The sequence below is a fragment of the Candidatus Formimonas warabiya genome (genome assembly GCF_002777255.1).
Classification (GTDB): Bacteria; Bacillota; Dehalobacteriia; order Dehalobacteriales; family Dehalobacteriaceae; genus Formimonas; species Formimonas warabiya.
On the sequence record NZ_CP017634.1, the window covers coordinates 5,497,668 to 5,521,874 of the forward strand.

General features: G+C 52.4%; 11 protein-coding genes and 4 riboswitches. All 11 genes read left to right on the forward strand.

Annotated elements, in window-relative coordinates; genetic code table 11:
* Positions 1-84: 84 nt before the first annotated feature.
* A complete protein-coding gene (locus DCMF_RS24930) occupies positions 85-240 on the forward strand; it encodes a DUF2292 domain-containing protein (RefSeq protein WP_148136940.1) in 156 nt (51 codons plus the stop codon).
* 47 nt (positions 241-287) lie between these two features.
* On the forward strand, positions 288-11,168 hold the full coding sequence (locus DCMF_RS24935) for an S-layer homology domain-containing protein (RefSeq protein WP_148136941.1): 10,881 nt from the start codon (positions 288-290) through the stop codon (positions 11,166-11,168).
* Positions 11,169-11,495: 327 nt separating this feature from the next.
* Positions 11,496-11,679: riboswitch (cobalamin riboswitch) on the forward strand.
* A gap of 101 nt (positions 11,680-11,780) precedes the next feature.
* Entirely contained in the window at positions 11,781-11,933 is a 153-nt protein-coding gene (locus DCMF_RS24940) for a DUF2292 domain-containing protein (protein WP_236860121.1), read from the forward strand.
* Positions 11,934-12,087: 154 nt separating this feature from the next.
* Positions 12,088-19,737 carry an S-layer homology domain-containing protein gene (locus DCMF_RS24945; protein ID WP_214658888.1) on the forward strand — a complete coding sequence of 2,550 codons (7,650 nt, stop codon included), beginning with the start codon at positions 12,088-12,090 and terminating at the stop codon, positions 19,735-19,737.
* Positions 19,738-19,947: 210 nt separating this feature from the next.
* Positions 19,948-20,136, forward strand: a riboswitch (cobalamin riboswitch).
* A gap of 196 nt (positions 20,137-20,332) precedes the next feature.
* Complete coding sequence (locus DCMF_RS24950; RefSeq protein ID WP_148136943.1) at positions 20,333-20,641, forward strand: hypothetical protein; 309 nt, start codon at positions 20,333-20,335, stop codon at positions 20,639-20,641.
* A 19-nt stretch (positions 20,642-20,660) separates the two neighbouring features.
* Entirely contained in the window at positions 20,661-21,200 is a 540-nt protein-coding gene (locus DCMF_RS24955; RefSeq protein ID WP_148136944.1) for a cob(I)yrinic acid a,c-diamide adenosyltransferase, read from the forward strand.
* Between the two features lie 97 nt (positions 21,201-21,297).
* The gene (locus tag DCMF_RS30170; protein WP_257790934.1) at positions 21,298-21,429 is read left to right on the forward strand and encodes a hypothetical protein; all 132 of its coding nucleotides are present in this window, start codon (positions 21,298-21,300) and stop codon (positions 21,427-21,429) included.
* A gap of 124 nt (positions 21,430-21,553) precedes the next feature.
* A riboswitch (cobalamin riboswitch) is annotated at positions 21,554-21,745 on the forward strand.
* Between the two features lie 78 nt (positions 21,746-21,823).
* Positions 21,824-22,019, forward strand: a riboswitch (cobalamin riboswitch).
* 238 nt (positions 22,020-22,257) lie between these two features.
* Complete coding sequence (locus tag DCMF_RS24960) at positions 22,258-22,977, forward strand: energy-coupling factor ABC transporter permease (protein ID WP_148138071.1); 720 nt, start codon at positions 22,258-22,260, stop codon at positions 22,975-22,977.
* A gap of 4 nt (positions 22,978-22,981) precedes the next feature.
* Positions 22,982-23,263, forward strand: a complete 282-nt coding sequence (locus DCMF_RS24965; protein ID WP_148136945.1) for an energy-coupling factor ABC transporter substrate-binding protein — start codon at positions 22,982-22,984, stop codon at positions 23,261-23,263.
* A gap of 45 nt (positions 23,264-23,308) precedes the next feature.
* Positions 23,309-24,001 carry an adenosylcobinamide amidohydrolase gene (locus DCMF_RS24970; protein WP_214658889.1) on the forward strand — a complete coding sequence of 231 codons (693 nt, stop codon included), beginning with the start codon at positions 23,309-23,311 and terminating at the stop codon, positions 23,999-24,001.
* 23 nt (positions 24,002-24,024) lie between these two features.
* On the forward strand, positions 24,025-24,177 hold the full coding sequence (locus DCMF_RS24975; RefSeq protein WP_236860122.1) for a DUF2292 domain-containing protein: 153 nt from the start codon (positions 24,025-24,027) through the stop codon (positions 24,175-24,177).
* The last annotated feature ends 30 nt before the right edge of the window (positions 24,178-24,207 follow it).

The window sequence follows — 24,207 nt, forward strand, 5'->3', positions numbered from 1 at the left end:
CCGAGAAAAGGTGGTGATGGGGCATAGCAAATATCCCGGCTTCTTGGAAGCCGGATTTTCTATTTTTAAATAAAGAGGGGATGAATGATGGAACGCAAGGAAGATTCTAAGGAAGTAACGGTAAAAGAACGCAAACTAATTGAATTGCTGCGGAGCACCGACTCTAAAGAGGTGCGGGTCACCGTCCAGCATGGGCAGCCCGTTCTGGTGGAGGAGGTGAAAAAATCCATCCGGCTTTAAAAAGAGAGAAGAAAAAATGAGGAATAGGGGAGGAGAAAAGAGAAAGAATGACCAGATTATTAAACAGACAGTCCGGGAGGAGCATCCAAAAAGGCATATCCCTGCTTCTCGTGCTGATGATGATGCTATCTCTGCTGCCGCCTGTGCAGGTCTTTGCCCTAGAAGGGGAACCGGATCTCACGGTTAAGGACATCCATGTGCCTGAAGGGGTGAAGGCGGGAGAGCAGAGCAGTGTAACCGCAGCGGTCTACAATGACGGGAGCATAGCGGCGGGCGCGTTTACGGCGGCTCTTTATCTGGAGGATGAGACGACACCCTGTGACGAGCAGACCGTAACATCGCTGGCCCCCGGAGAAACCCAAAATGTAGATTTCGCCTGGACACCGGCGGCGGAAGGTGCTTATACCCTGCGGGTGGTGGCGGACAGTAAAAATGAAATAAGCGAGACGGATAAAAACAACAACGAAAAGAGTATATCCGTCAATGTCTTGGCAGCAACATCCGGTACAAACCACATCCCAGTCCGTAAAGCCGGCGTAGCGGCATCCATAACGGCGCAGATCCCGGTGGGGAGAGCCTACACCCTTGATCTGGCAACCATATTCGAGGACGCCGATGCAGGCGATACCCTGATGTACAAAGTAAAAATCAACGATGCGGCGGCAGTTGCAGCCGAGGTCGACTATACATATACGCCGGCCCAGGCAGGCGAGGATACGCTTATATTTACCGCCAATGACGGTACGGCGGACTCGGAAGATACTTACACGGTCGCGCTCACGGCGACAGCAACTGCCCCCGCTTTAACGGTGCGGTTAGACGGCCAGGAACTGAGCGGGGACAGCCTGGAATCGATTATCACGGGTTCGGGAAAAGACCGTTTTCAGATAGAAATATTTGAATTTACGGCCGGCAAATTCACCCCCGCCGACTGGACATATCTGCAAGGGTCTTATAATAACAGAAGCAATCGTACAGAACCGGCTTCCATTGTTTTTACAGCGAATGTGGATACAATCGGTCCCGGCTGCGCTTTCGCCAACGGTTTTTCCACCTCGAACAATTCCAGTAGGAACGTCATCCGTTTTGAATGCAACGGAATTGAAACACTGGGCGGATCTCTTCCGGCGAGCAATGCCAAAGGGTTGCCTGTAGCCTTTTGGTTCCCGGATCTAAAGAATTTGTATAATGGGCGCGTGTTTAATGACGCGGCAGTGGATGCCCTATATCTGCCCAAATTAGAAACAATTGGCACCAGCTCCTTTTATAACTGCAAAGCCAAATACCTGATTCTCACCGGGGATGCGCCGACAGTGACAACTGTTGATATGACGGGCGCGGCCTTTACGACCTGGGTCCCGGAAGATAAATTAAGCAGCTATACCACGACGTTGGATCCCAATAGCGGTGGAAAGCTGTGGCTGGGGCGTCCGATCAAAACCTTTCCCTCGGAATTGACGGATCTGCATAAACTGGTCTCTTATGTAATAAATCAAATTCCGGAGCATAGTGAAGCATTTACCCTGGAGGATCTGGACAGAATCCTGTTTGCCCAATATCTCGCCTATATCCTGCCTTTGGGAAACGGCTTAACGGCACAAGACGCCACGGCGCTGTCTGCGGCGCAAAGCAAACTGATTGACGCCCTTGCCGATAAAATAGGGGAGTTGCCCGCTCAGGGTGATCTTACCGCAGCCGATGGGGACAATATTTTAAAAATATTATCCATCTATGGTAATTTCAATCCACAGCAAAAGCAGCTCTTTGATCAGAGCTATGCAACAATTTTTGATGAATTGCTCAGAAAATATGCTGCTGTAATCGCGTTGGCTCATCCTACGGCTCAGATGGTACTCTATGCGCCGGAAAAAGGCGTCGGCTGGGGTTCTTCCCTCGCGGAGGTCATCCAGAGTATGGGAGTAACCACCACAACCGCCAGAAACGAAGTTAAAACGATGTATGTTTTGAAAGGCAGTTTTCCGGGTACGAGCTTGTTGGACCTCAAAGGAACCAACACCTTCAGTAACCTCACCTCGCTCATCACTACCGGGGAAGTCGATATTAACGGCGGCATGATCACGCCGCGCATGTTCGGGACAACAGCGAAAACATTCACGCTATTGGCACTCCCTTCCGTCACCGAGATCCAATCCCAGGGATTGTATAAAATTAACGCTGCTTTTCAAGCACCCACTGTAGAACGGATCGGAGAAAGCATCTTTCAGGACGCTGGCACCGCCAAGCTCGATCCCTTCCTGCCCAGGCTGGTCAGCGGTGAAAGCAAGCTGCCGGCCGACTCTCCGTTGATCATGCCCAGACTGCAAAGCGGTAAAAACGTCTATGACAGTTCCGGCGAAAGGTATATCTTTCTGCCGGCGCTGGAAAACGCGGGCGTGAATTTCTTTAAAAATACGACGGCACTGCAAGCGGCTTGGCTGCCGAAATTAAAAACAATCAACGGCGCAACCTTTGCCGGTTCGGCCATCCAAGAACTGTACCTGCAGGCCGACCCGCCCGAGGTGACAGGGGCGGCTCCTTTCAGCGGGCTAAGCAGTAATCGTGTGGTGTATGTACCCGCCGATTTGCTGGAAGCCTATGCCACGGTGGCCGACGACGATGCCCAGGACGGCAAGTGGTATGGCTGGGAGGTAAGATCCATCAGTGCATCGACTACGGCTGCCGCCCTGCTTAATGCTTATATTGAGCTGTTGCCGGAAAATGTGGCGATCAACATTGACCATAGCGAATGGCTGCGCAGCATTGAGAGTGCCCGCAACAGCCTTTCTGATGAGGAAAAAAGCAAGGTCGATTCCAGGCTGGACAGGGCCATCTCGGCGGTAGAGCCCTATGAGAAAAACAACGCCCAAAATGTGATCGACTTAATCGAAGCTCTGAAACCCGTGGCGGAACTTACCCTGGAAGACCGCGCCGTCGTTTGCGGGGCAAGAGCGGCCTATGTCAGGCTGACAGCGGGAGCAAAGAATGCCGTAACCAACTACTCGGAGTTGATTGCAGCAGAAGAACATATCAATGGTCTGGCGCTGGCGGATGTTAAAGAAAAAATAGCAAATCTTCCCACCCCGGTCACCATTGAAAATAAAGGGGTGGTCCGCACGGCCTATAGCGCTTATCTGGAACTGCCGGAGAGCGTCAAGGGGCAGATAACCCAGCCGGAAAAACAAAAACTGCAAACTGCGGTGGAGGAAGTTGTAGCTCTGGAAACGACCGGGCTGAGCGCTAAAATCGTGGACGATAAAATCGCCGCCCTGCCTGCGCCGGCGGATATCACGCTGAGCGACGAGAGCGCGGTCAAGAGCGCCCGGGCGGCTTATAACAGTCTAAGCGCAGCGGCCCAGGCCGGCGTGACCAAGCTGGACATCCTGATCGCGGCGGAGGCAAAGATCGCCGAGCTGAAAAATATTAAGCCGGAAGGCGTAAAGACCATTTATCTCTCGGTGGAGAAGTTTACGCTGGGACAGGGATATGTGAAGACGCCTGTCGCCGTAACGGCGCAAGCGGGCGATAATGCCGCCACCCTGCTTACCCGGGTCTTGGGCAGCGGCAATTACACCAACAGCGGCGCGCCGGACAGCGGTTTTTACCTGCAGTCCGTCAAGGACAACGATTCCACGCCGGCCAACATCCCGGCCTATATCCTCCAAAGGATCGCCATGGCGGGCAGTGAGGTCGGGGCAAGGCAGGCGAACAACTGGCTGGGTGAGTTTGATTATACCAACATGTCCGGCTGGATGTTTACGGTGAACAATGGGCTGCCCTCGGCACCTGAAGGCGGATTGCTGGGTGCGTCCGATTTCACTTATGAAATGATGGCGGACGGCGACGTCATCCGCTGGCAGTTCACGGTATACGGATACGGCGCAGATCTGGGCCTCGAAAGCATGTTCGGGGATGCTTATATCGACACGGCCGACAAGGGAGCTTTGACCGCAAAAATTGCCGATATCGACGCCAGCGCGGATAAGGCGGCCTGGATGGCGCATACGGATTATGCGGAGGCCTACCGGGAGGCGCTGCGGGTGCTGCAGGATATGGAAAGCAGCCAGGCGGCGGTGGACGCTTCTCTGGCGGCGATTTCCCATACGCCTACCACCGACGCCCCCATCGGAACCGTTACGGTAACGGTCCGCGACACCGCGCCCCGGCGGCAGGTGACGACAACGACAATCGGCCTTCCCGTCGCCTTCCGATCTCTCTCAGGCCTGGGCAGCTATCAGAAGCCCTTCGGCGTTTTGCTGGACAAGGTGGAAGTGCCGCTGACCGTGGGCATGACGGCGCAGCAGGCCGTTAAGGCTGCACTGGCCGGCAGGGGGTACGCCACCTTTGATTCGAACGGGGCGATCACCGGGGTCGGCCCTGTAACGACTCCAGACAAAAGCGCCACGGTAGAGCATTTATCCAACGGCGACGCCGGTGACAGGAGCAAGTGGGTCTTAAGCAGGAACCAGGTAGCCATCTTCGACAGCGCCCAGCCGGTTTACCCTAAGGACGGCGACGACCTGTTCCTGGACTACTCCGTAGACGGCGGATATGATGTGCAGTGTTACAGCTATGCCCATACCTACTTTGACGTATCTTTCAGCACCGCTACGCGGGTGTCCGGAACGAACAATGCCTTTACTTTTATTGTGCCGGAGAGTACGCAAACACTGGCGATTAGGTATGGGGTTAAAGGCTCCGACGACCAGCCGAACGCCTACAACCGCTATAAAACACTGACGATTTCGTCAAAAAGCATTGTTTATGACCAGGGAGAGGAAATCCCGATCGTCGACGGACAGCTCATCGAGGTCAAAGTCGGTTTGGACGGGGGAGGCGCCACCCACAATCCTTTCTCTCCCACATCAACCATAACGACGATCAATCCTGGTGCGGCTATTATGAGATGCACCGTTGTCATATATCCGGTTCTTGCGGATTTGATCGGCGATATCCAGGCGCTGCCCGCATTTGAAGACCTGAATTACGATGTTGATTACAGCCAGGTGATGGACCTGATGCGGCGTTACAACCTGCTGACCGCAGCGGACAAGGCTCTGATCCCCGCTGCAGAGACAGCGAAGCTGAATGCGGCCTATGCGGAAATGACGCGCATCTACAATGAGGATTACGCGGCCTGGCTGGCGGTATATACCCCTTTAAGCTCGCTTTCAAGCACCTTGAATCAGGAAAATTACCTCCTATTACAATCCCAGGTGGAAGAACTGCGGCAGGCGTTTAACAATCTGACGCCCAGGCAGCAAGCAATGAATAACGGCGTCCTCAGTACTTTTTTTACTGAGATTGACAATAAAATTACCGAATATACAGAAATGGCCAATTTCCAGGCGCCGCTGGGGACAGCCACCAATTACAGGAATGATTTCATGCTCACGGGCTACGGTTTCAATATTGACGTATGCAGCAATTTCGAGCAGGACCTGGCCGCCAAAAAACTCACAGAGGTCGTATTTTTCGATACGCCGCGCATCAGCCAGGACAACAGCGCTACCAATAATCCGCTCCTCGTCATCGACGTCAAAGATCCGGAGATCCTGGAAGTGCGAAAAGTTTCCTCCCCCAATCCCAACAGCCCGAGCCAAATGCTGGATCATTACTATCTCGTAGGCAAACAGGCGGGCACGACGACTTTTACCGTACGCTATCCGGGATTTATGGGGCAGACGCCGGAGACCATCGTGCATGTCAACGGCCCGGAGGAAAGCGGCGATCCGGATCTGGCCAATGCACTGACCAATATCAACGAGATTGCCCGGAAGTATGATACCTGGCATTACCTGGAAGGAACGCCGGGCGCGGAGTTTACCTTCAAGGTCACTGGAAGCAATGCCCAGGTAAAGGTACTGGATTATCTGCACGATACGTATAAAACCTACTCGCCCGATCATGAAGGCAATGTGACCGTACTGCTTACGGACGGCTACAACCCCATCCTGGTGACGGCGGATCTGGACGGCAAAACAGTTACGCAGGCTTACGGGGTCCGGGGCAAGGCGGTAAAATACACGCTGACCAACGCCACGAATCCGGGATCGAGCACCTTTAAAGCGGGAGACACGGCCCGGCTGGAAATTCTGGGCTTGAACACACCTATCTACAAGATTTCCAGAATCTACAACCCGGCCACCACCAACTACGTATTTGACACCGATATGCCCCGTTATACCTTTCTGCAATCGGGCGGCGGACAGTATGCCGCGACTACGCTGGAGTTCGAATTAACGGCCGCAGGGGAATTTAACTTAACTAACGGCAGGGTGACCCAGTCCTGGTTTGGCAGCGGCCTGTATGCGGAATTGCCGGTGGGCACCGCTCCGCCCGTGTTGAATGCCGGCCAACCCAACGGCGTGTTTTCCAGTCTGCCGGATCTCCAAATTACAGCGGAAGAAAACCCGGCGTATCAACCGGAACTGTTCCATCCGGAGATCGAAGGCGGCACTACGGTGCAGCCCGGCGCTACGGTCAAGCTCAAGATACCGGATCTGGATGTTGATTATATCAATGACAAACATACGACCACAGGATCGACAATTGTGGATATTCTTGAAGCCTATACCATCTTCAAGACAGACATACCGGGACTGAAATCGGTTAAATCGGCCAAAGCCTCAACAGCCAACTACAATATTACCAATCTAAAAGAGGTGACATTCACCGTGCCGGAAGACACCGCGCCGGGCCAGTACCATATCGGCGGCGGCTACGTGGATGTGACTTCCGGACCAACTTGGTGGATGATCTACACCGTCTATTATGCAGGCAGAATAGCAGATTTGACCATTCAGGTGGGAGAGGACAGCCAAGCCCCCCAATTTGCTGCCGGTTATCCGCAAACGGCTAATGTAGGGCCCACCGGTTTTGACTTAAAGGTCAAACTCAACGAGGCAGGCACAGCCTACTATAAGGTCGTGGCGGACAGCAGCGATCCGGGAAGCGACTACCAGGCCTGGACGGCCGTAAGCGTTGCCGGTGGGGACGAAGTTGCTGCCGCAACGGTCAGCGGGCTTGCTCCGGAAGAAGCTTATGATGTTTATGTTATTGCCAAGGATACGGCCGGCAATTGGCAGAGCCAGCCCGTCAAGCTGGATATCATGCTGCCCGCGGAAGATAAACCGGCAACCATGCTGGCCCAGGCCAAAGCCTATTATGACATTACCAAAAATAAAGCATTGAACAGCTGGTGGGATCTGGGCGCGGTTTTAGGCGGCTACGGCAGCCTGAACGGCTATACGCTGCCGGATTACTCCGGGGAATACAGCGGCCGGCAGCCTACGGACTATGCCGGACGGATTCTGGGCGAATTGGCCGTAGGCGGCAATCCCTACCGGACCCAAAGCGGGCAAAACCTGGTGGCGGCCCTTACTGCTTTTGACAATGACGGCGACGGCCGGTTCAGCACCCTTACCAACCAGCAGACCTGGGCCATCATCGCCCTGAATGCGGCCAAAGCGGAAGCGGCGGACGGCTATTACAAGGAAGAAGCCCTTCAGGTCTTGCTGAACATGCAGCGCAGCGATGGCAGCTTCGACCAGAGCCTGCCTGATTATACCGGCATGGCGCTGCTGGCGCTGTCCTCCTCCCAAGAAATTCCGGGGGTGAATGACGCCATAACCAAAGCCGTAGCCCAGCTCCAAACCATTCAAAACAAAACGGGAGATTATGCGGGAGGCTGGTTGAACAATTCCAATACCATCGCCACGGTCATTTCCGGACTGGCGGCGGTGGGTGAAGACGTAAGGGCCGCTGAGTGGACGGTTTCCGGCAGGAATCCTTTGGATGCCTTAAGCCTGTTCCAGACCGAAAGCGGATTCAAATATTTAACAAACCAAACATCCGTCAATGACATGGCTTCTTACCAGTCCATTATTGCCTTGGGTGACGCCCTGGCGAGAGACAGTGTTTGGAACCGCTTACCCTTTGGGCGTGAAGCCGTCGTTAACAGCGCCACCACCACCTCCTCAGGCAAAAAAATATTCATTACCTTTAATAAAGCCCTGGCGGACCCTGCCGGCCAGGAAGCGCAATTTACCCTGAAGGTTGACGGGGTCGCCGGCCCGGACAATGGTGTTATGGGAGTAGCGCTTCACAAAGAAAACAGGAATGTTATTGAACTGACCCTGACAAAATTAATTAAATACGGACAAAGCGTAAGCGTGGAATATACCAAAGGGTCGCTAACCGCGGCTGACGGAGGGGTTGTGGAAACATTTGCCCAGCCTGTCGTGAATACGGTGCCGGAACCGCTGCAGGGCACAACGGCGGACATTAACAGCGGCAGTGCGAATAAAAACGTCAATATCACCGCGGATACCGTCACCCAGGCCGGCGGCAGTCCCATTCATGTGACAGTGGCCGGCGGGGTTGAGGAAGCGGCCATCATCGTCGCCGAATTATTGGCTCCGGCCCAAGGCGATACGGTAAGCGTTCCCAGTATGCCTGCCGTCAATATCAGCGCAGCCACGGAAATCAGTCAAGATCCGGTTGAGGTGGCCATCCCTGCAGGAACCGTCATCACGGCTTCAGCCGACTGGGATGGCACCATTCATGTGCCGGAAGCTCGGGCCAAAGATTCGGTCACAGTGCCCGCTGAAGAGGGAAAAACCACTCAAGTTGAAGCAGTCATTGAGATTGGCTATGGAGATATCCCCTTGACCTTTAACAAAGCGGTCAGGATTCTCCTGCCCGGACAGGCCGGCAAGAAAGCCGGTTATACAAGAGGTGGGGTATTTACACCGATCACCACTGTCCTGGCCGCCGACAACCAGGCTGCGGCCGACGCTTTGCCGGATGGCGGCGACGGCTATGTGAACGTCGGTTCGGATTTGGTCATCTGGACCAAGCACTTTACCCGGTTTGTCAGCTATACGCAAAAGGATGCGTCTAATCCCGGCGGCGGGGGCGAAACGGATCCTGCCGATAGCATCACCGTTCATATGCGCATCGAAGGCTATAAGGGTACCCATGCAGATGGCGAAATCCGTTTTAATCCCCAAGATTATTACAAGCAAAGTTCCGGCAAGTATGAAATTACCGACCCGGACGGCAAAAGCCATTCCTGGTCGGAGCCCACAGTGATGCTGGCCACGGTAGTCGCCTGGAATAAAAAGAATATCAAAGATAATATTATCCGCGACAGCGACAATTATATCGCCCGGATGGCAGGGGAGGAAGAATTTGACTTCGCGGCCATCTCCCACGGCGGAGAGGATACCAAGGATGAGGATCACAACTCCTGCGGCTGGATGGTGCGGGTGAACGACTACATGATCAACCAGGGGGCCGGGGTATGGCCCATCGAAAACGGGGATGAAGTAGTCTGGTATTACGGAGACCTGGAGTCCCATTACGGCTACATCGATGTCTCCCCCACCAGCCTGGATCCCGGAGAAAGCATCACGGTAAAGGTGACCGGGAAAGAGAACAATATCGGCACCGCAGGCAAGGCTCAGAAAATCACCGACGCCACTGTTTACGTAGGCAGCAAGGAATATCTCACGGACAAAAACGGGGAAGTGGAAATTACCCTGGACAATCCCGGCACCTATAAAGTCTATGCGGAAAAAGTAGACAAAAACGCCAAGAACGGCAAATATTACTTTCCTCTCCTGTCCCGGACGGAAAAAGTAGAAGTCACCGTGGAGGGGAGCGGTGGTGCCGGCGGTGGCGGCACCACTGGCGGCAATAAAGTGGAGGAAGCCAAAAGCAGCCTGGCCCAAGCCGGCGCGATCACCCTGGGCAAAGACCAGATCACCGTGGACCAGGACAAGACCAGCGCCCTGGTCAAAGCCCAGGACCTGAGCCAGGCTTTAAGGGGCATTGAAGCAGAAATCGCCGCCCTAAAAGCCGGAGGCACTCTCACGGCAGAAGAAATCGCCGCCTTGAAAAAACAGGTGACCCTAACGGTGCCGGAAAACGGGACCGGTACGGTGGAAGTGGTGCTGGAAGCTAACGCCACCAGCTTGCTGAAACAGGCAAACAGCTTGAAAATTATCAGCGAAGTGGCTAATCTGGAAATTCCAGCCGCTTCCCTGGGAACAGCCTTGGGCAAAGAAATCACCTTCACGGCCCGCAAAATAGCGTATGACTCTTTGGAGGAAAAGGCCCAAAGCCAGGTGCCTGCGGGCAGTGTCGTCGTTGATTTGACTCTCCGGGCGGGGAGCAGCACCGTGAAAAACTTTGCTGAACCGGTGCGGGTGGAGATCCCCTATGAAGGGAGCGGCCAAAACGGCGACCGCATCACCGTCTTCCTGCTCAAAGAAGACGGCACCATAGAACCGGTAGGAGGGATTTATGAGGCCGCCAGCGGACGGGTCAAATTTTTCACCGACCACTTCAGCACATATTTTGCCCAAGAAAGCGTGAAACAGTTCACTGACCTGGCCAAATATCCCTGGGCGAAAGACGCCGTGGAAATCATGGCCGGGAAAGGGATCATCGGGGGCAAAGGAGAAGGTATCTTCGATCCGGGAGCGCCCATCACCCGGGCGGAATTTGCCGCCCTTATCACCCGGATGCTGCACTATCGAAGCGAGGCCAAAGTACCCTTCAGCGACGTCAAAACCGGCCAGTGGTATTACGCCGACGTGGCGGCGGCCTACGGCAAAGGCCTGATCAGCGGCAAATCCGCTCAGACTTTCGATCCGGCAGGCCAGATCACCCGGCAGGAAATGGCGGCGATCATTGCCAAAGTGCTGCAAAAGAATGGTTCCGTTTCAGGAAAGGCTTCCGTCCTGGACAGCTTCAAAGATCAGGAAAAGATTGCCTCCTGGGCCGGAACAGCCGTAGCCATCACGGTGGAGGAGGGAATCATCACCGGCATGGGCGACGGCAGCTTCGCTCCAGAGCAAAAAGCCACCCGGGCCCAGGCGGCGGTAATGCTCTACCGCCTTTACAAGGCGGTCCTGGAGTAAGGGCCCAACAATTAAATTAACAGTGGGAAAAAGCACCCCGGGAAAACAACTTCCCGGGGTGTTTTGCATAAGTGGGAATAAGGGAAATATTATTTCACAAATCCGGCCTAAATGATATTGCTTTTCCCTAAATTATTAGATAGAATTTAAATAGTAATGATCGTTAAATCCCAGTAAGTTCAATATGATAAAAAATAATCGTTAACAAACAAGGAATACCAAAAAATTGAATTTTGTTTGCTGACCGGAAAACCGGGGCACTTTCTTAAAAAAAGAGGGTGCCCCTTTTGTTTTTTTCGGATTAAGAAAAATTGCCTGTTCTTTTCAAATTAAGTGATCCGTAAAGGGTGTCTGAGAGAACTTTCAGCAAGGGAACCGGGTGCGAATCCCGGGCGGTCCGGCCACTGTAAGCGGGGAGAAATCTTCCTATCTGCCACTGGAAAATTTCCGGGAAGGCGGAAGGCTTTATTGATCCGCAAGTCAGGAGACCTGCCTTTACGCTACTGTTCAAGCCTTCCGGAAAAAGGTGGCGAATGGGAAGAAACCCTATGCCCGGCCTTTTCTGAAGCCGGTTTTTTCATTTTAGTTTAGGAAAAGAAAGGGGGACTCATTTTGGAGCGAAAGGAACGACCTTTGGAAATCACGGAAAAAGAGCGCAGGCTAATTGAACTGCTGCGAAGCACCGGCTTCGGAGAGGTGCGCATCACCGTCCAGAACGGGCAGCCTATTCTGGTGGAGGAGGTGCATAAGTCCATCAAATTATAGGGAGGAGAATTATCCAAGGGGGATAGAGAGAGGCGACAGAAAGAGAATCAAACTAAAAATTGAGTTTCAGAAAGGAAAGAATCTTATGAAAACAAAATTCATGTCATGCGTAATGTCAATAGTTATGGCAATAGCTATGATGAGTACGCTTTTCATGGGATTTTACGCGTCGGCGGCAGGGGACGCGCGTCTGCAAAGCATAGAGTTTGCCAGTGCCAGCGCCTCCGGAGTACCTTATGAGCTCCGGCCGGAACTTGACGAAAACGCCTTCGAGTACAATGTTATTGTACCGGACACGCTGTCTAATTTTTATGTGAAGCCTGTGCTGAGCGATGAGGCCGTGGCAGCAGGACAGACCATTAAAGTGACAACGCCGACAGGCGTCAGCGGTACACAAATGAGCTTTGCCACAAATAATGCGTGGAAATCACTATCCCTATCCCTCGGACAGGGTGCAACGAGCAAAACCTTCTGGATTCATGTGGGAAATGGGGTAACAGGAAGTCCTACGGGTGAAAATTATTATGGAACGGTAGATACAAGATACACCTTCAATGTGATCCGCAAGCTGTCGCTTAGCGGATTGACGGTCAATGACACGCTTTCGCCCACCTTTAACAATGACACGCTTTCGTATACCGCATACATTCCCGTAAACGATGACACCGTAAGTATTACCGTCACCACTCCGGTTACCGGATACAACTTGACAATAGGCGGTAAAGATGCGGCAAGCAGCGTGGCATCTGAGCTTACACTGGATTGGGACATAAACGGACAAATGACTGTGCCCATCGTTGTCAGCAACAATGGTAGCGGTGCAATCTCAACAACCTACACCCTTACGCTGATTAAGGAAACACCAAGCGATGTGCCCCAGTTTAGCCTGCAGCCCAAAGATGCGACATATTTTGATACAGCCACAGCTACACCGTTGGCAATTAAGGCATTTTCAAACGGCGAAATGACATATCAATGGTATTCCAATGGCAATAACAGCAATACGGGAGGAACGCCAATTGGCGGCGCAACGTCTGCTAACTTCACGCCGCCGATTACCAATGCGGGAACGCAAACCTTTACAACCTATTACTATTGCGTTGTATCTAATTCAATCGGGAACAGTGCGGCAAGCAATCCTGCCGCAATTACCATTCGCCCTGACCCCACTCCATACAATCTTTCCATCACATTGGAAAACGGCGACCCATACCCGGCAGAGGGGTATATGTTCCCCATCGGAACTAACGCCGAATCATTGCCTAAGCTGAAAATTAACGCGCAAACGCGCTACGATGGCAACGACGGTGCATTTGCTTATCAATGGTGGCGCAGAACAGCGGGTTCAACGGGTAGCTCCGGTTGTGGAACGACCGAGGTAATAACTCCCGCCGTTACCACGGACGGAGAATATTACTATTACTGCACTGTCACCTATAACATAGGCAGTAAAAAATTTCCCGCAAACGGTGTTAAAAGCGATGAAGTCGGTCCTTTTAAGGTATACGCAACCTCAGCGCCCGCGCCGACTATATCCAAGCAGGCTGCGCCTGACTTAGGGACGCATCTTGTGGGAACAAACAACCTGTATTTCCTGCAAATCACAGCGTCTAATGTGAAAAGCTATCAATGGTATAAAAGCACCGACAATGAGAACTTTGAACCTGTAAACGGCGCAACAGACTATAAATATACACCCGGCAAGACCGAGGCGGGAACATTTTACTACTTTTGTCGTGTGACAAACACGATAAGCAGCGTTACCGGCGAGACCTATTCGAGCTATACCGATTCCGACGTATCTCAAGTGGCCTTTGTCACGCTTGCACATGTGACGGGCAGCACAGGATGGAGCGGCAACGGCACAGAGAGCAGCCCGTATCTGCTTGAGGACGTAGACGACCTTGCGGCACTGCGCACTTTGGTACACGCGGGCTACACCTTTTACGACGCGCATTTCAAACTGGCAGATAACGTGACATTGCCCGCGGATTGGGTTCCTATCGGCATATATAGAAACGATGGCGTCACAAACGGCTTTTCTTCAAAGACTCCAACGGCTCAAGAACCTTTGAATAACGGAACCGCCTATGAGAACAAACCTTTTTCCGGGACCTTTGATGGTGACGGTAATACTGTAACCGTATCTGAAAACGGATTGCCTCTGTTTGGTTTTGTCCGCGAGGCAACGGTTAAAAACATAAACCTTTACGGAACGAAGATTGCCGGATATGGTCTTATTAACGCGTATGCTATTGACTATGGCCGTGACGGAAGTGCGTACACCGAGGACGATCTGGCCTTTACCGCCGAGATAGAAAATATTACGATTAAGGCAGGAACTCAGACACTGAAGGCGGGCCTGATCGGTGGAAGCGCATCAGGTATTGACTATGTTTATATTAAAAGCTGTGTTGCCGAATCAGGCGTAACAATCGGATATGACAAGGCTCAACGCGCAATCGGGTCTTTTGCCGGCAGCATCAACGGTACGCTTGAAAACTGCGTGAGCTATGCCGACGTTTACGGCACCACTGTCGTAGGCGGATTGGCGGGCGGCAAGAACCAGTCTATGGGTCCTATGATGGTTTGGGACAGCGCCTTCCACGGTACAGTGACAGCTACGGGGAACTATGTCGGTGGTATTATCGGAATGGGTTATTCTTCCGCCTCTGCACCAAATAGTCCCTGCGTCAGCGTTCAAAACTGCTATGTAACAGGTGACGTCGCCGGCAGCAACTACGTCGGCGGTATTTTCGGCGGCGAGCCGGCCATTTATCAAAACTGGGCGAACGGCATAGGATATATCACCAACAACGTGTTCTACGGCACGGTGCGCGCAACTGAGGAAAATGCATATGTCGGCGGTATTGTCGGCTATATGAAATCCCTGGACCGTTACAATTATATCGCAAACAACTATTATCTCGACTCTTGCGGTGCTGAACAAGGCATAGGCGGAGTGGATAGCAATTATGTATACGTCTCTGTGGATGGCGTTTACTCATTTGCCACGCTTCCTTCAAATGACCCCGGCAGAGACCCGGATATGCGCTATAAGCGGGACGACGACCCCTTTGGGGCAGATGCGGGTAAACTGGTGAAATCCGTGAGCGAGACACAATTAAAGGGCGCCACTATTATTAATGCGCTCAATAACGGTCCGAACTCTCGTTGTGACTGGGAACAAGGGGCAGACGGCCCTGTGTTTGGCAGTGGGAAACACCCTGTGAGTCTGAGCATAAGCGGATATAAAGCGGCATCCACAGGCTATCCGGGCGGCGAAAGTCTGAATTTAGGAGAAATGAGCGCACTGGTTACTTACAGCGATGGGACAAAGGAAACCGTTCCAATTAGCGATGTAACCTTCTTAGGTTTTAACAGCGATGTGAAAGGGTATATTACTGTTACGGCAAAATACGGGAAACTGATAGAACTGTTCGAAACACGTATTACATCCGATAACAGCAATCCCGGTAGTGGTGGCGAAGGTGACGAAATTACCGTTACCCTCAAAGTTTATGGCGACACAGTGCATGATGACGAAACGGTTCACACATTAAAAGACGGGAACCTGGTCGAGTGGTTGCCGCAAACGGAATATACGCTTACTAAGCCCGCGACTGTACTTGATTTGCTTGACGCGGCTGAGGTGAACTATCACCAGAAGTATTGGAATTACATTGACAGCGTTACTTGGAACGGCATAACCCTTGCCGAGTTTACCAACGGCCCGAATTCCGGCTGGATGTACACTTTAAACGGCGTTCATCCCGATCTTGGAGTATGCGAACAGTTTTTAGAAGACGGCGACAGTATCGTATTACATTACACTGACGATTACACCGTCGAAACTGATGCTGGCAATGAGCCCGAACCCGAGCCGATCAACGTTAATATAAGCGTCCAGAAGGATGAATACGGATTTGCGATTTCTCGGCGGGAATTTGCCGTCAGGCCGGGGCTGGCGGAGGAATACGGCTATGATAACCATGCCAGTGTCGGCGCAAACGAGGTTACCGCCCTTGACGCCCTTGTAGCGGCGCATATTGCGGCGTTTGGCGAGGACAGGGCGGCCGTCAACAACGCGCTGGCAGTGAATAACGGCTTTGTCACAAAGGTCATGGGCGAGGACACTTCCGCGTTCACCTTCTTCGTAAACGGGGGAATGCCCAATGACGGCGTTCTCGTGAATTATCCGGGGTATGGCGAACAATACACCGGCTACTCGGTCGCCCAAGCAAAACTAAACGAAAACGATACCGTCGAGTTCTTCCTCATTCAAGATACTGATTATTATACGGACACCTACGCCTGGTTTGAATCCGGCGGGCAAAAAGCCCAGGCGCTGACGGTAACCCAGGGCGAAAGCTTTAATCTTACGGTCAAGGGCTACATCGGCATGTTCTATGGGCTGAGCGATCCCGCCACATTGGCGGCACACACCGGGCCGATTGAAAACGCGGCGGTTGTATCCGTAAATATCAATGAAAACGGTGCGGGACTTTTCAATGGACCGCTTGCAGTGACCGATGAAGACGGCGTGGCGGTGCTTACATTCGATGAACCCGGCACCTATGTCATTTCAGCCGTCGACAATTCCAACCCAGCCCCGCTTCTGTCCCCGTGGTGCGTGGTGACCGTCGTAGCGTCCGGTCAGGATAGCGCGGTAACGGCGGTGATCGAGATGATCAACGATCTGCCGGACGTGGTGCAGCTAGGCGACAAGAACGAGGTTCAGGCGGTGCGGGAGGCATATGAGGATCTGACCGAAGAGCAGCAAGAGCTTGTGCCGCAGGATACGCTGAATAAGCTGATTGCTGCGGAAGAGAGGATCGAACAGCTCGAAAGCGGTTCGGGAGGCCCTGCGGTCAATGAGATCCTGAACGGTGTGCTGGCATATATCCATGAGCAGGTCGAAAGTCCTGGGGTCGGCAGCACCTCCGGCGAGTGGGCGGTACTGGCGCTGGCCCGGGCGGGTATTGAGGATGACGCGTGGTATGACACCTACCGGGACAACCTGAAACAATCTGTGACAGAGGAAGTTTACTCCCTGGATCCGGACACGGGAAAAGTGGTGATGCACCGGAACAAATATACCGAAAACGAGCGCGTGATCCTGGCGCTGGCGGCTCTCGGCGAGGATGCGGAGGACTTTGACGGCTATGACTTTGTGTCCGCGCTGACGGACAGGCAAGCCAGTCCCAATGAAGATAAGTATCAGGCGGTCTGGCAGGGGATGAACGGCGCGATCTATGCGCTGATCGCCCTCGATACCAACAACTACCTGTCCGATATGCCGGAAGGGCGTGCATACTTCCTGAATTATCTGACGGTGCACGAAAAAACAAACGGGGGCTGGAGCCTAAACGGAAGCACGGACGGCAGCGCGGACCCCGACATTACAGGCATGGCGCTGCAGGCCCTGGCCCCGTACTACAAGATGTCGGAAACGAAATACAGCACCCTTAGAGATGCCGGAGCGCCCACGCTCAGCGCTATTGCGGCTTCGGTGGAAAAAGCGGTTGAAAGTCTGGCCGATCTGCAGGACGGATCCGGCGGCTTCACGAGCAGCACGAGCAGCGAAGCAAGCTCCGAAAGCGCCGCTCAGGTGCTGACAGCCCTCGCCTCTCTCGGTTCCGACGGCACGGAGGACGGCAGCTTCATGGAAAGCGTGCTGGAAAACCTCCTGACATACCGGGACACGGCAACGGGCGGCTTCAAGCATGTATCGTCGGCAGGCGTCAACCAGATGGCGACGGAGCAGGCGGCCTACGCACTGGTCGCGTATGCCCGCTATGTGGACGGGGCGAACACGCTCTACGACATGAGCAGCGCTTTTGACTGGAGCCTGTCCGATGCACCGCCGGCTGTCGATAAAACCGCGCTGAACGCGGAGATCGAAAGAGCAAATGAGCTGGATGAATCGGATTATACAGCCGAAAGCTGGGCGGCTTTCCAAACCGCCCTCGCAGCGGCAGAGTCGGCTGCGGATAGTTCTACAGCCACGCAGACAGAGGTTGACAACGCAAAAGCCGCACTCACCGCGGCAATCGATGCACTTGTTGAAGCTGAGGGTGGCGGATCTGACCAGACCATTACCGTCAAATTCCGTCTCATCGGCGCGACACGCTCCGACGGAGACATCGACCTGAGCGACGGCGACTACAAGGGCAGCGAGTATGTGACATGGATCAAAACAAAGTCCTATACCCTCGATAAAGGCAGCATGGTATACGATCTGTTTACAGAGGCGCTCGACGACGCAGAGCTGCGCAGCGTCGGTGCGGAAGACAACTACGTGGAAACCATCTATGCTCCTTCGGCTCTGGGCGGCTACAAGCTGAGCGAATTTACGAACGGCACACGCAGTGGCTGGATGTATACGGTAAACGGCAGACATGTAAGGCTCGGGCTTAAGGAACAAACACTTCACGACGGTGATAAGGTCATCTGGCACTATGTGAATGACTATAGTTACGAGGTAGCGGACTGGTTCGACGATGATCCCGATTATCCGCCGCTGGGCGACGGGGAGTATTACAACGAGTGGCTGAAGGCGCCGGATGTAGCGCCTACGGCAAACAGCGGTACTTCCTCCGGCGGCGGTACGTCCACCCCATCTTCGGATTCCTCCACTCTTGCTCCGAAGGTTACGGCGTCAAACGGCGTCGCATCCGCATCGGTCTCGGCGTCCAACATGACCTCAGCCATAGCCGACGCGAAAGATAAAGATAGTAAGGCCATCGTTATCGCCCCGGAGATCACCGGTACGGCGAAAAAGGTAAGCGTCGATATTCCGAAGGCATCCATCTCCTCTGTCGCATCGGAGACGGATGCCGACCTGAAGATCGAAACGCCTGTGGGCAATATTACGATTCCCAATAACCTGCTGTCCTCCATCGCCTCCCAGGCAGCGGGCGGCAGCGTCACGGTCAGCCTGGAATCGGTCAACACGGCGACGGCGCTTAGCGCGACGCAGAAGGAAGCGGTGGGCGGCAACCCCGTCTACGATATTTCCGTCGTGAGCGGCGGCAACCATATCTCGGACTTCAACGGCGGCAGCGTCACAATCTCCCTGCCCTATACCCTAAAGGCCGATGAGAACCCGGCCGGCGTCATGGTCTGGTACTTAAACGACGCGGGCGAACTTGAGCAAATAACCTGCACCTATAACAAGACGACAGGCATGGCGACTTTCACTACCCCGCATCTTTCCTACTATGTCGTAGGCTATTCCGAGGCCTGGCAGAACCCCTTCACCGACGTAAAGGCCACCAACTGGTTCTACGGCGCCGTGGAGTTTGCCGTGAAAAACGGCCTGTTTAACGGCACCACCGCCACGGTCTTTAGCCCGAACACCCCCATGACAAGGACGATGCTGGTGACCGCCCTATACCGACTCGAAGGCTCGCCCGCCATCACGGGAACGAGCGGATTCAACGACGTAAAGGACGGCGAGTGGTATGCGAACGCCGTCGTCTGGGCAAGCGCTAACGGTATTGTCACGGGCCTGGGCGACGGCCTGTTCGGGGTAAGCGACAACGTGACCCGGGAGCAGCTGGCCACGATCCTATACAATTACGCGAAGTACAAAGGCTGTGACGTGACGAAGGCGGCCGATCTCAAAGCCTTCACCGACGCATCCGGTATCAGCAGTTGGGCAGAGACGGCCACGAAATGGGCAAACGCCGAGGGACTCGTCACCGGCGTGACGACAAAAACGCTTGTTCCCGGCGGCAGCGCCACAAGAGCACAGGTGGCGACCATCCTGATGAGGATCGCCGAAAGTATTGTAAAATAACCAATCAAAAAAATTTAGGGAGAGCGGCCCGCTGATTGCGACTGCTCTCTTCTTTTTTTATTAAAACATCAGCCTTTTAATGGCCTGCTTCGTAAGCATCAAATCTCTCTGGCCGCTCGGATAGGTTTTGCATTATGAATGAGGGGAATAAATCGGCAAAGCATATTGTTTTTTAGTACTGAATTTGATACACTAAGCATAGAGATTTACAAATGAATATGTTTTTCAGGTGCCTTTGTTCTGTGGAGAATAAAGGAGAATAGGGAACCAGGTGCAAATCCTGGACGGTCGCGCCACTGTAAACGGGGAGCAGCCTTCGAAATCCACCGGATTTTCCGGGAAGGAGAAGGCGGGCAACGATCCGTAAGTCAGGAGACCTGCCTGAGAAAGGATGATATATGACCTTTCGCGGAAAAAGGGTGTATTTAGTGTTGAAAGAAACCCCGTTTTTTCGAAAGCGGGGTTTTTTTATATATTCTCATCCATTCAATATCCCTTTCTTTTTTGGTATTTCGGCCGGCAGAAGCCGGCCGGGGTATATTTTTTCTTACCCTGGTATTTGTTTCTGTACTTTAAGAAAAGGGCGGTGTGGATCATGAACTTAGGGGATACTGTTTTGGAAATAGCCTTTGAGATAGAGGGATTTCCTCAAAAAGTTAAATATGATGTAGTACAGTATGTGATGCACCATGAATGGAGCGTTGCCCTTGAAACGGTGTGCCGGGTGATCAAAAGAGAAAAGCTTGCCGTCCCCTGGGAAACATACAAAAAAGTGATTACTGTAGGCACAAAAATGGGACTGAATCCTGATGTCTGGGAGGATGTTTTGTTTTTCGTGAAAAAATATTTAAACATGAGACCAAGCACAAACAAAGCTGAGCCTGTGGGGAAAAGGACAATTTGAGGTGAGGAGGTGATTCCGGATGAAGGATCATGGGGAAAAAAGAGGCTATGTTCAGGTTTATACCGGAGAATGCAAAGGAAAGACCACGGCAGCCTTAGGATTGGCCTTCCGGGCGGCGGGACACGGCTTAAAGACCTATATCGGCCAGTTCATGAAGGGACAGGAATATGGGGAGTTGAAATCCGCTCAAATGATGGAGCCTTTGATTACCATTGAGCAATACGGAAAAGAGAGTATGGTGGACCCCGGGGTTCTTCCGGAAACAGCCAATGTGATCATGGCCAAAGCGGGCCTGGACCTGTGCAAAAAAGCCATGCTTTCCGGTTCCTATGACATTGTGGTTTTTGATGAAATTTGTTATGCCTGCTTTTTCCGCTTAATTAACCTGAAAGAAATTATTGAGGTGATCAAAGCAAAACCTCCGGCCGTAGAAGTAATCTTAACCGGCCGCTATGCCCCCAAAGAGCTGATTGCCCTGGCAGACCTGGTCACGGAAATGAAAGAGGTAAAACATTATTTCCGGGACGGGGTGATGGCCAGAGAGGGAATCGAGAATTAATCCGTTCTGTATGAAAAATTTGCTTCAGTTGTGTCATAAGACATCCCGGCACGGGAATAGGGTGAAGTGAGATTAAATGAAAAAAGGAGGTAAAAAAATGACGAAAGAGCGGCTTTTTGAGTTTTTAATCCTGTTAGGTTCTTTGGAATATCAATTGGAATCCTTTGCGGCGGAAATGGATCGCGCCCTGTTATCACGAAAATTGGATGAGCAGATAAACCTGAACTAAATAACGGCGTGCACAGGAACATGATGATGTTAAGAGAAGTAGTCGGCAGGACTAAAATTACAAATGCGAAATTTATACGTTGCTTTTTTGAGCAGTTTATGTTATAAGTGATAATAGCAAATTAAATAAGAGCATGTGAAGAGGTGCCTCTGATGATGCATCAGAGGGTAATAGGGAACCGGGTGAGAATCCCGGGCGGTCGCGCCACTGTAAACGGGGAGCTCCATTTTCGTAAGCCACTGGATTGGGTATCCGGGAAGGAGAAAATGGGCACTGATCCGTAAGTCAGGAAACCTGCCTCAGGACAGTGTGTTTAGCCTTTCGCAGAAAAAGGGAGCGCCTAATCTAGGTTCTGATTAAAACCTCTCTTTTGGACGTAAAGTGGGGTTTTATTTATTTTACAAGTGCATATGGTTCTTTAAGGTGCCTGTTAGGGAGAATAGGGAAACCGGTATCAAGTCCGGTGCGGATCCGCCGCTGTAATCGGAGACGAATCCCCAAAATGTCACTGTCTGCACGGATGCAGATGGGAAGGCGTGGGAGGAGGATGACCCGAGAGCCAGAAGACCTGCCTTTTAGAAAGCCGTAGCCAAAGGAGACCGGTGGGGCTGACTAAAGATGTAAAGCAAGTTTTTCCCCCGTTGAGCACCGGGGGACTTTTTATTTATGAGGACTTTTCTCAGGTTGGGAGGTGGAAAGCAGGGTAAACACGGGTTGTTTTGACACTCTCGTCGGTTAGTGCTTTTTTCATGGAAAACGGAATCATTTATTTTACAACAAAAGGAGGAGAAGTTCGTGAAAAAACAATTGGTGGCAGCCTTTGTCCTGATGCTGGCGATTTTTTCTTTTGCACCGCAGCCAACTTATGCCATGCATATTATGGAGGGTTTTCTGCCTGCGAAATGGTGTATCTTTTGGTATGTTTTAAGTACGCCTTTTGTGATCCTCGGCATTATTTCCATTTCTAAAAGGGTATCCAAGAACCCGGAATTAAAATTGCTTTTAGGGGTATCCGGTGCCTTCGCCTTTGTCCTCTCTGCCCTGAAAATCCCCTCGGTTACTGGCAGCAGTTCCCATCCTACCGGGGTAGGTCTGGGCGCGGTGCTGTTCGGACCTTTTGCCATGAGTGTCCTGGGTTGTATTGTCCTTCTTTTCCAGGCAATTCTCTTAGCCCATGGGGGCCTTACCACCCTGGGCGCAAACACTTTTTCCATGGCGGTAGTGGGACCTCTCGCCGCTTACGGTATCTTTGTTTTTTCCAGAAAAGTGGGCTTGTCCACCGGGATTGCCGTATTTCTGGCTGCTGCCCTGGGCGATCTCCTTACTTATGTCACCACGTCAATTCAGCTGGCTTTGGCTTTTCCCGCCGTTACAGGAGGAGTGGCCGCATCTGCGGTTAAATTTTTAACCATTTTTGCCGTGACCCAAATTCCCCTGGCCATCAGTGAAGGATTATTGACGGTAGTGGTGTTTAATTTCCTTTCATCCTACAGTAAGAATGAATTGGCCTTATTAAATCTAATTTCCCCCAAAGGGAAGGAGGCTTAATCAGATGAAATATTCCTGGATTCTCATCGTCCTCGTGGTCATTTTAGCGGCTGTCCCCTTGTTCATGGTTCAAGGTTCGGAATTCGGCGGGTCGGACGGGGCTGCCGAAGAAGCGATTACCGAAATCAACCCGTCCTACCAGCCCTGGTTCGCTCCTTTCTGGGAACCGCCCGGGGGAGAAACGGAAAGCTTGCTCTTTGCCCTTCAGGCTGCCTTAGGAGCAGGATTCCTGGGTTATTACTTTGGATATAAAAGAGGTCAAGCGAAAGCGGCGGCCTCTAAATAGAGATACCTATAGGGCATAAAAAACAAGGCAAGGATGGTAAGGGAAGTGTCTGAATTCAGTTTGCCTGTTCCAGGTGTGCGTTTATTTGAAAAGAATGAAGTACTGGTCCTGCACGCGGACAAAAGGCTTTTTACCTTAAATTCGTCTGTGTGGGGCGGCGGCTTTCACAGCCCCTATTTTGTGATCAACCAGCAGGTCCATAAGAATTATTGCGGGGAAGATCCGGCCGGGGATTTGGCCGGGACAATAGAAGCCATGGGGCTGATCCCTGAGCAATGTGTAGGGATGATGACGGCAGCCCATGTAAAAGATGCTGCCCTTGAATATGAAATAAGCAGTCCGCTATCGGTAGTGGCAATTGCCACCGCAGGTACCAGCAATGCCATGGCAGCGGGAGGAACCCCTCCTCCCTTCGCCTTTGGCGTGGTGGGCACCATTAATATTATTGTTTTGATTGATGGGGACCTGACGGCGGGAGGTATGGTCAATGCTGTGATTACGGCTACGGAAGCGAAAACGATGGCGCTGCAGGATTTAGAGATCAAAGATGTCTTTACGGGGGAACCGGCTTCCGGGACCTCTACGGATGCGGTGGTGGTGGCGGTGACCGGAAAAGGAGAAAAACTTCCGTATGCGGGAACAGCCACTCAGATAGGAGGGATGATTGGGCGTACCGTGCGCAAAGCAGTTACAGAGGCTATTGGGCGATATTTGCGGTATAGAGAGCTGAACGGTTAGAATAAAACACGGGAGGGGGAACGGTGAAAGAGGCTACGATTAAAATGACGGTAACGGATAAAGAGCGGAAAATTATCGAATTAATACGCAGTACGGGATTTGGCGAATTGAAGATTGTGATTCAGGATCAGGAGCCGGTGCGCATCGAGGAGATTACCAAATCCATCAAATTATAAGTAAATAGACTCGCCTAAATTGATAGGTAC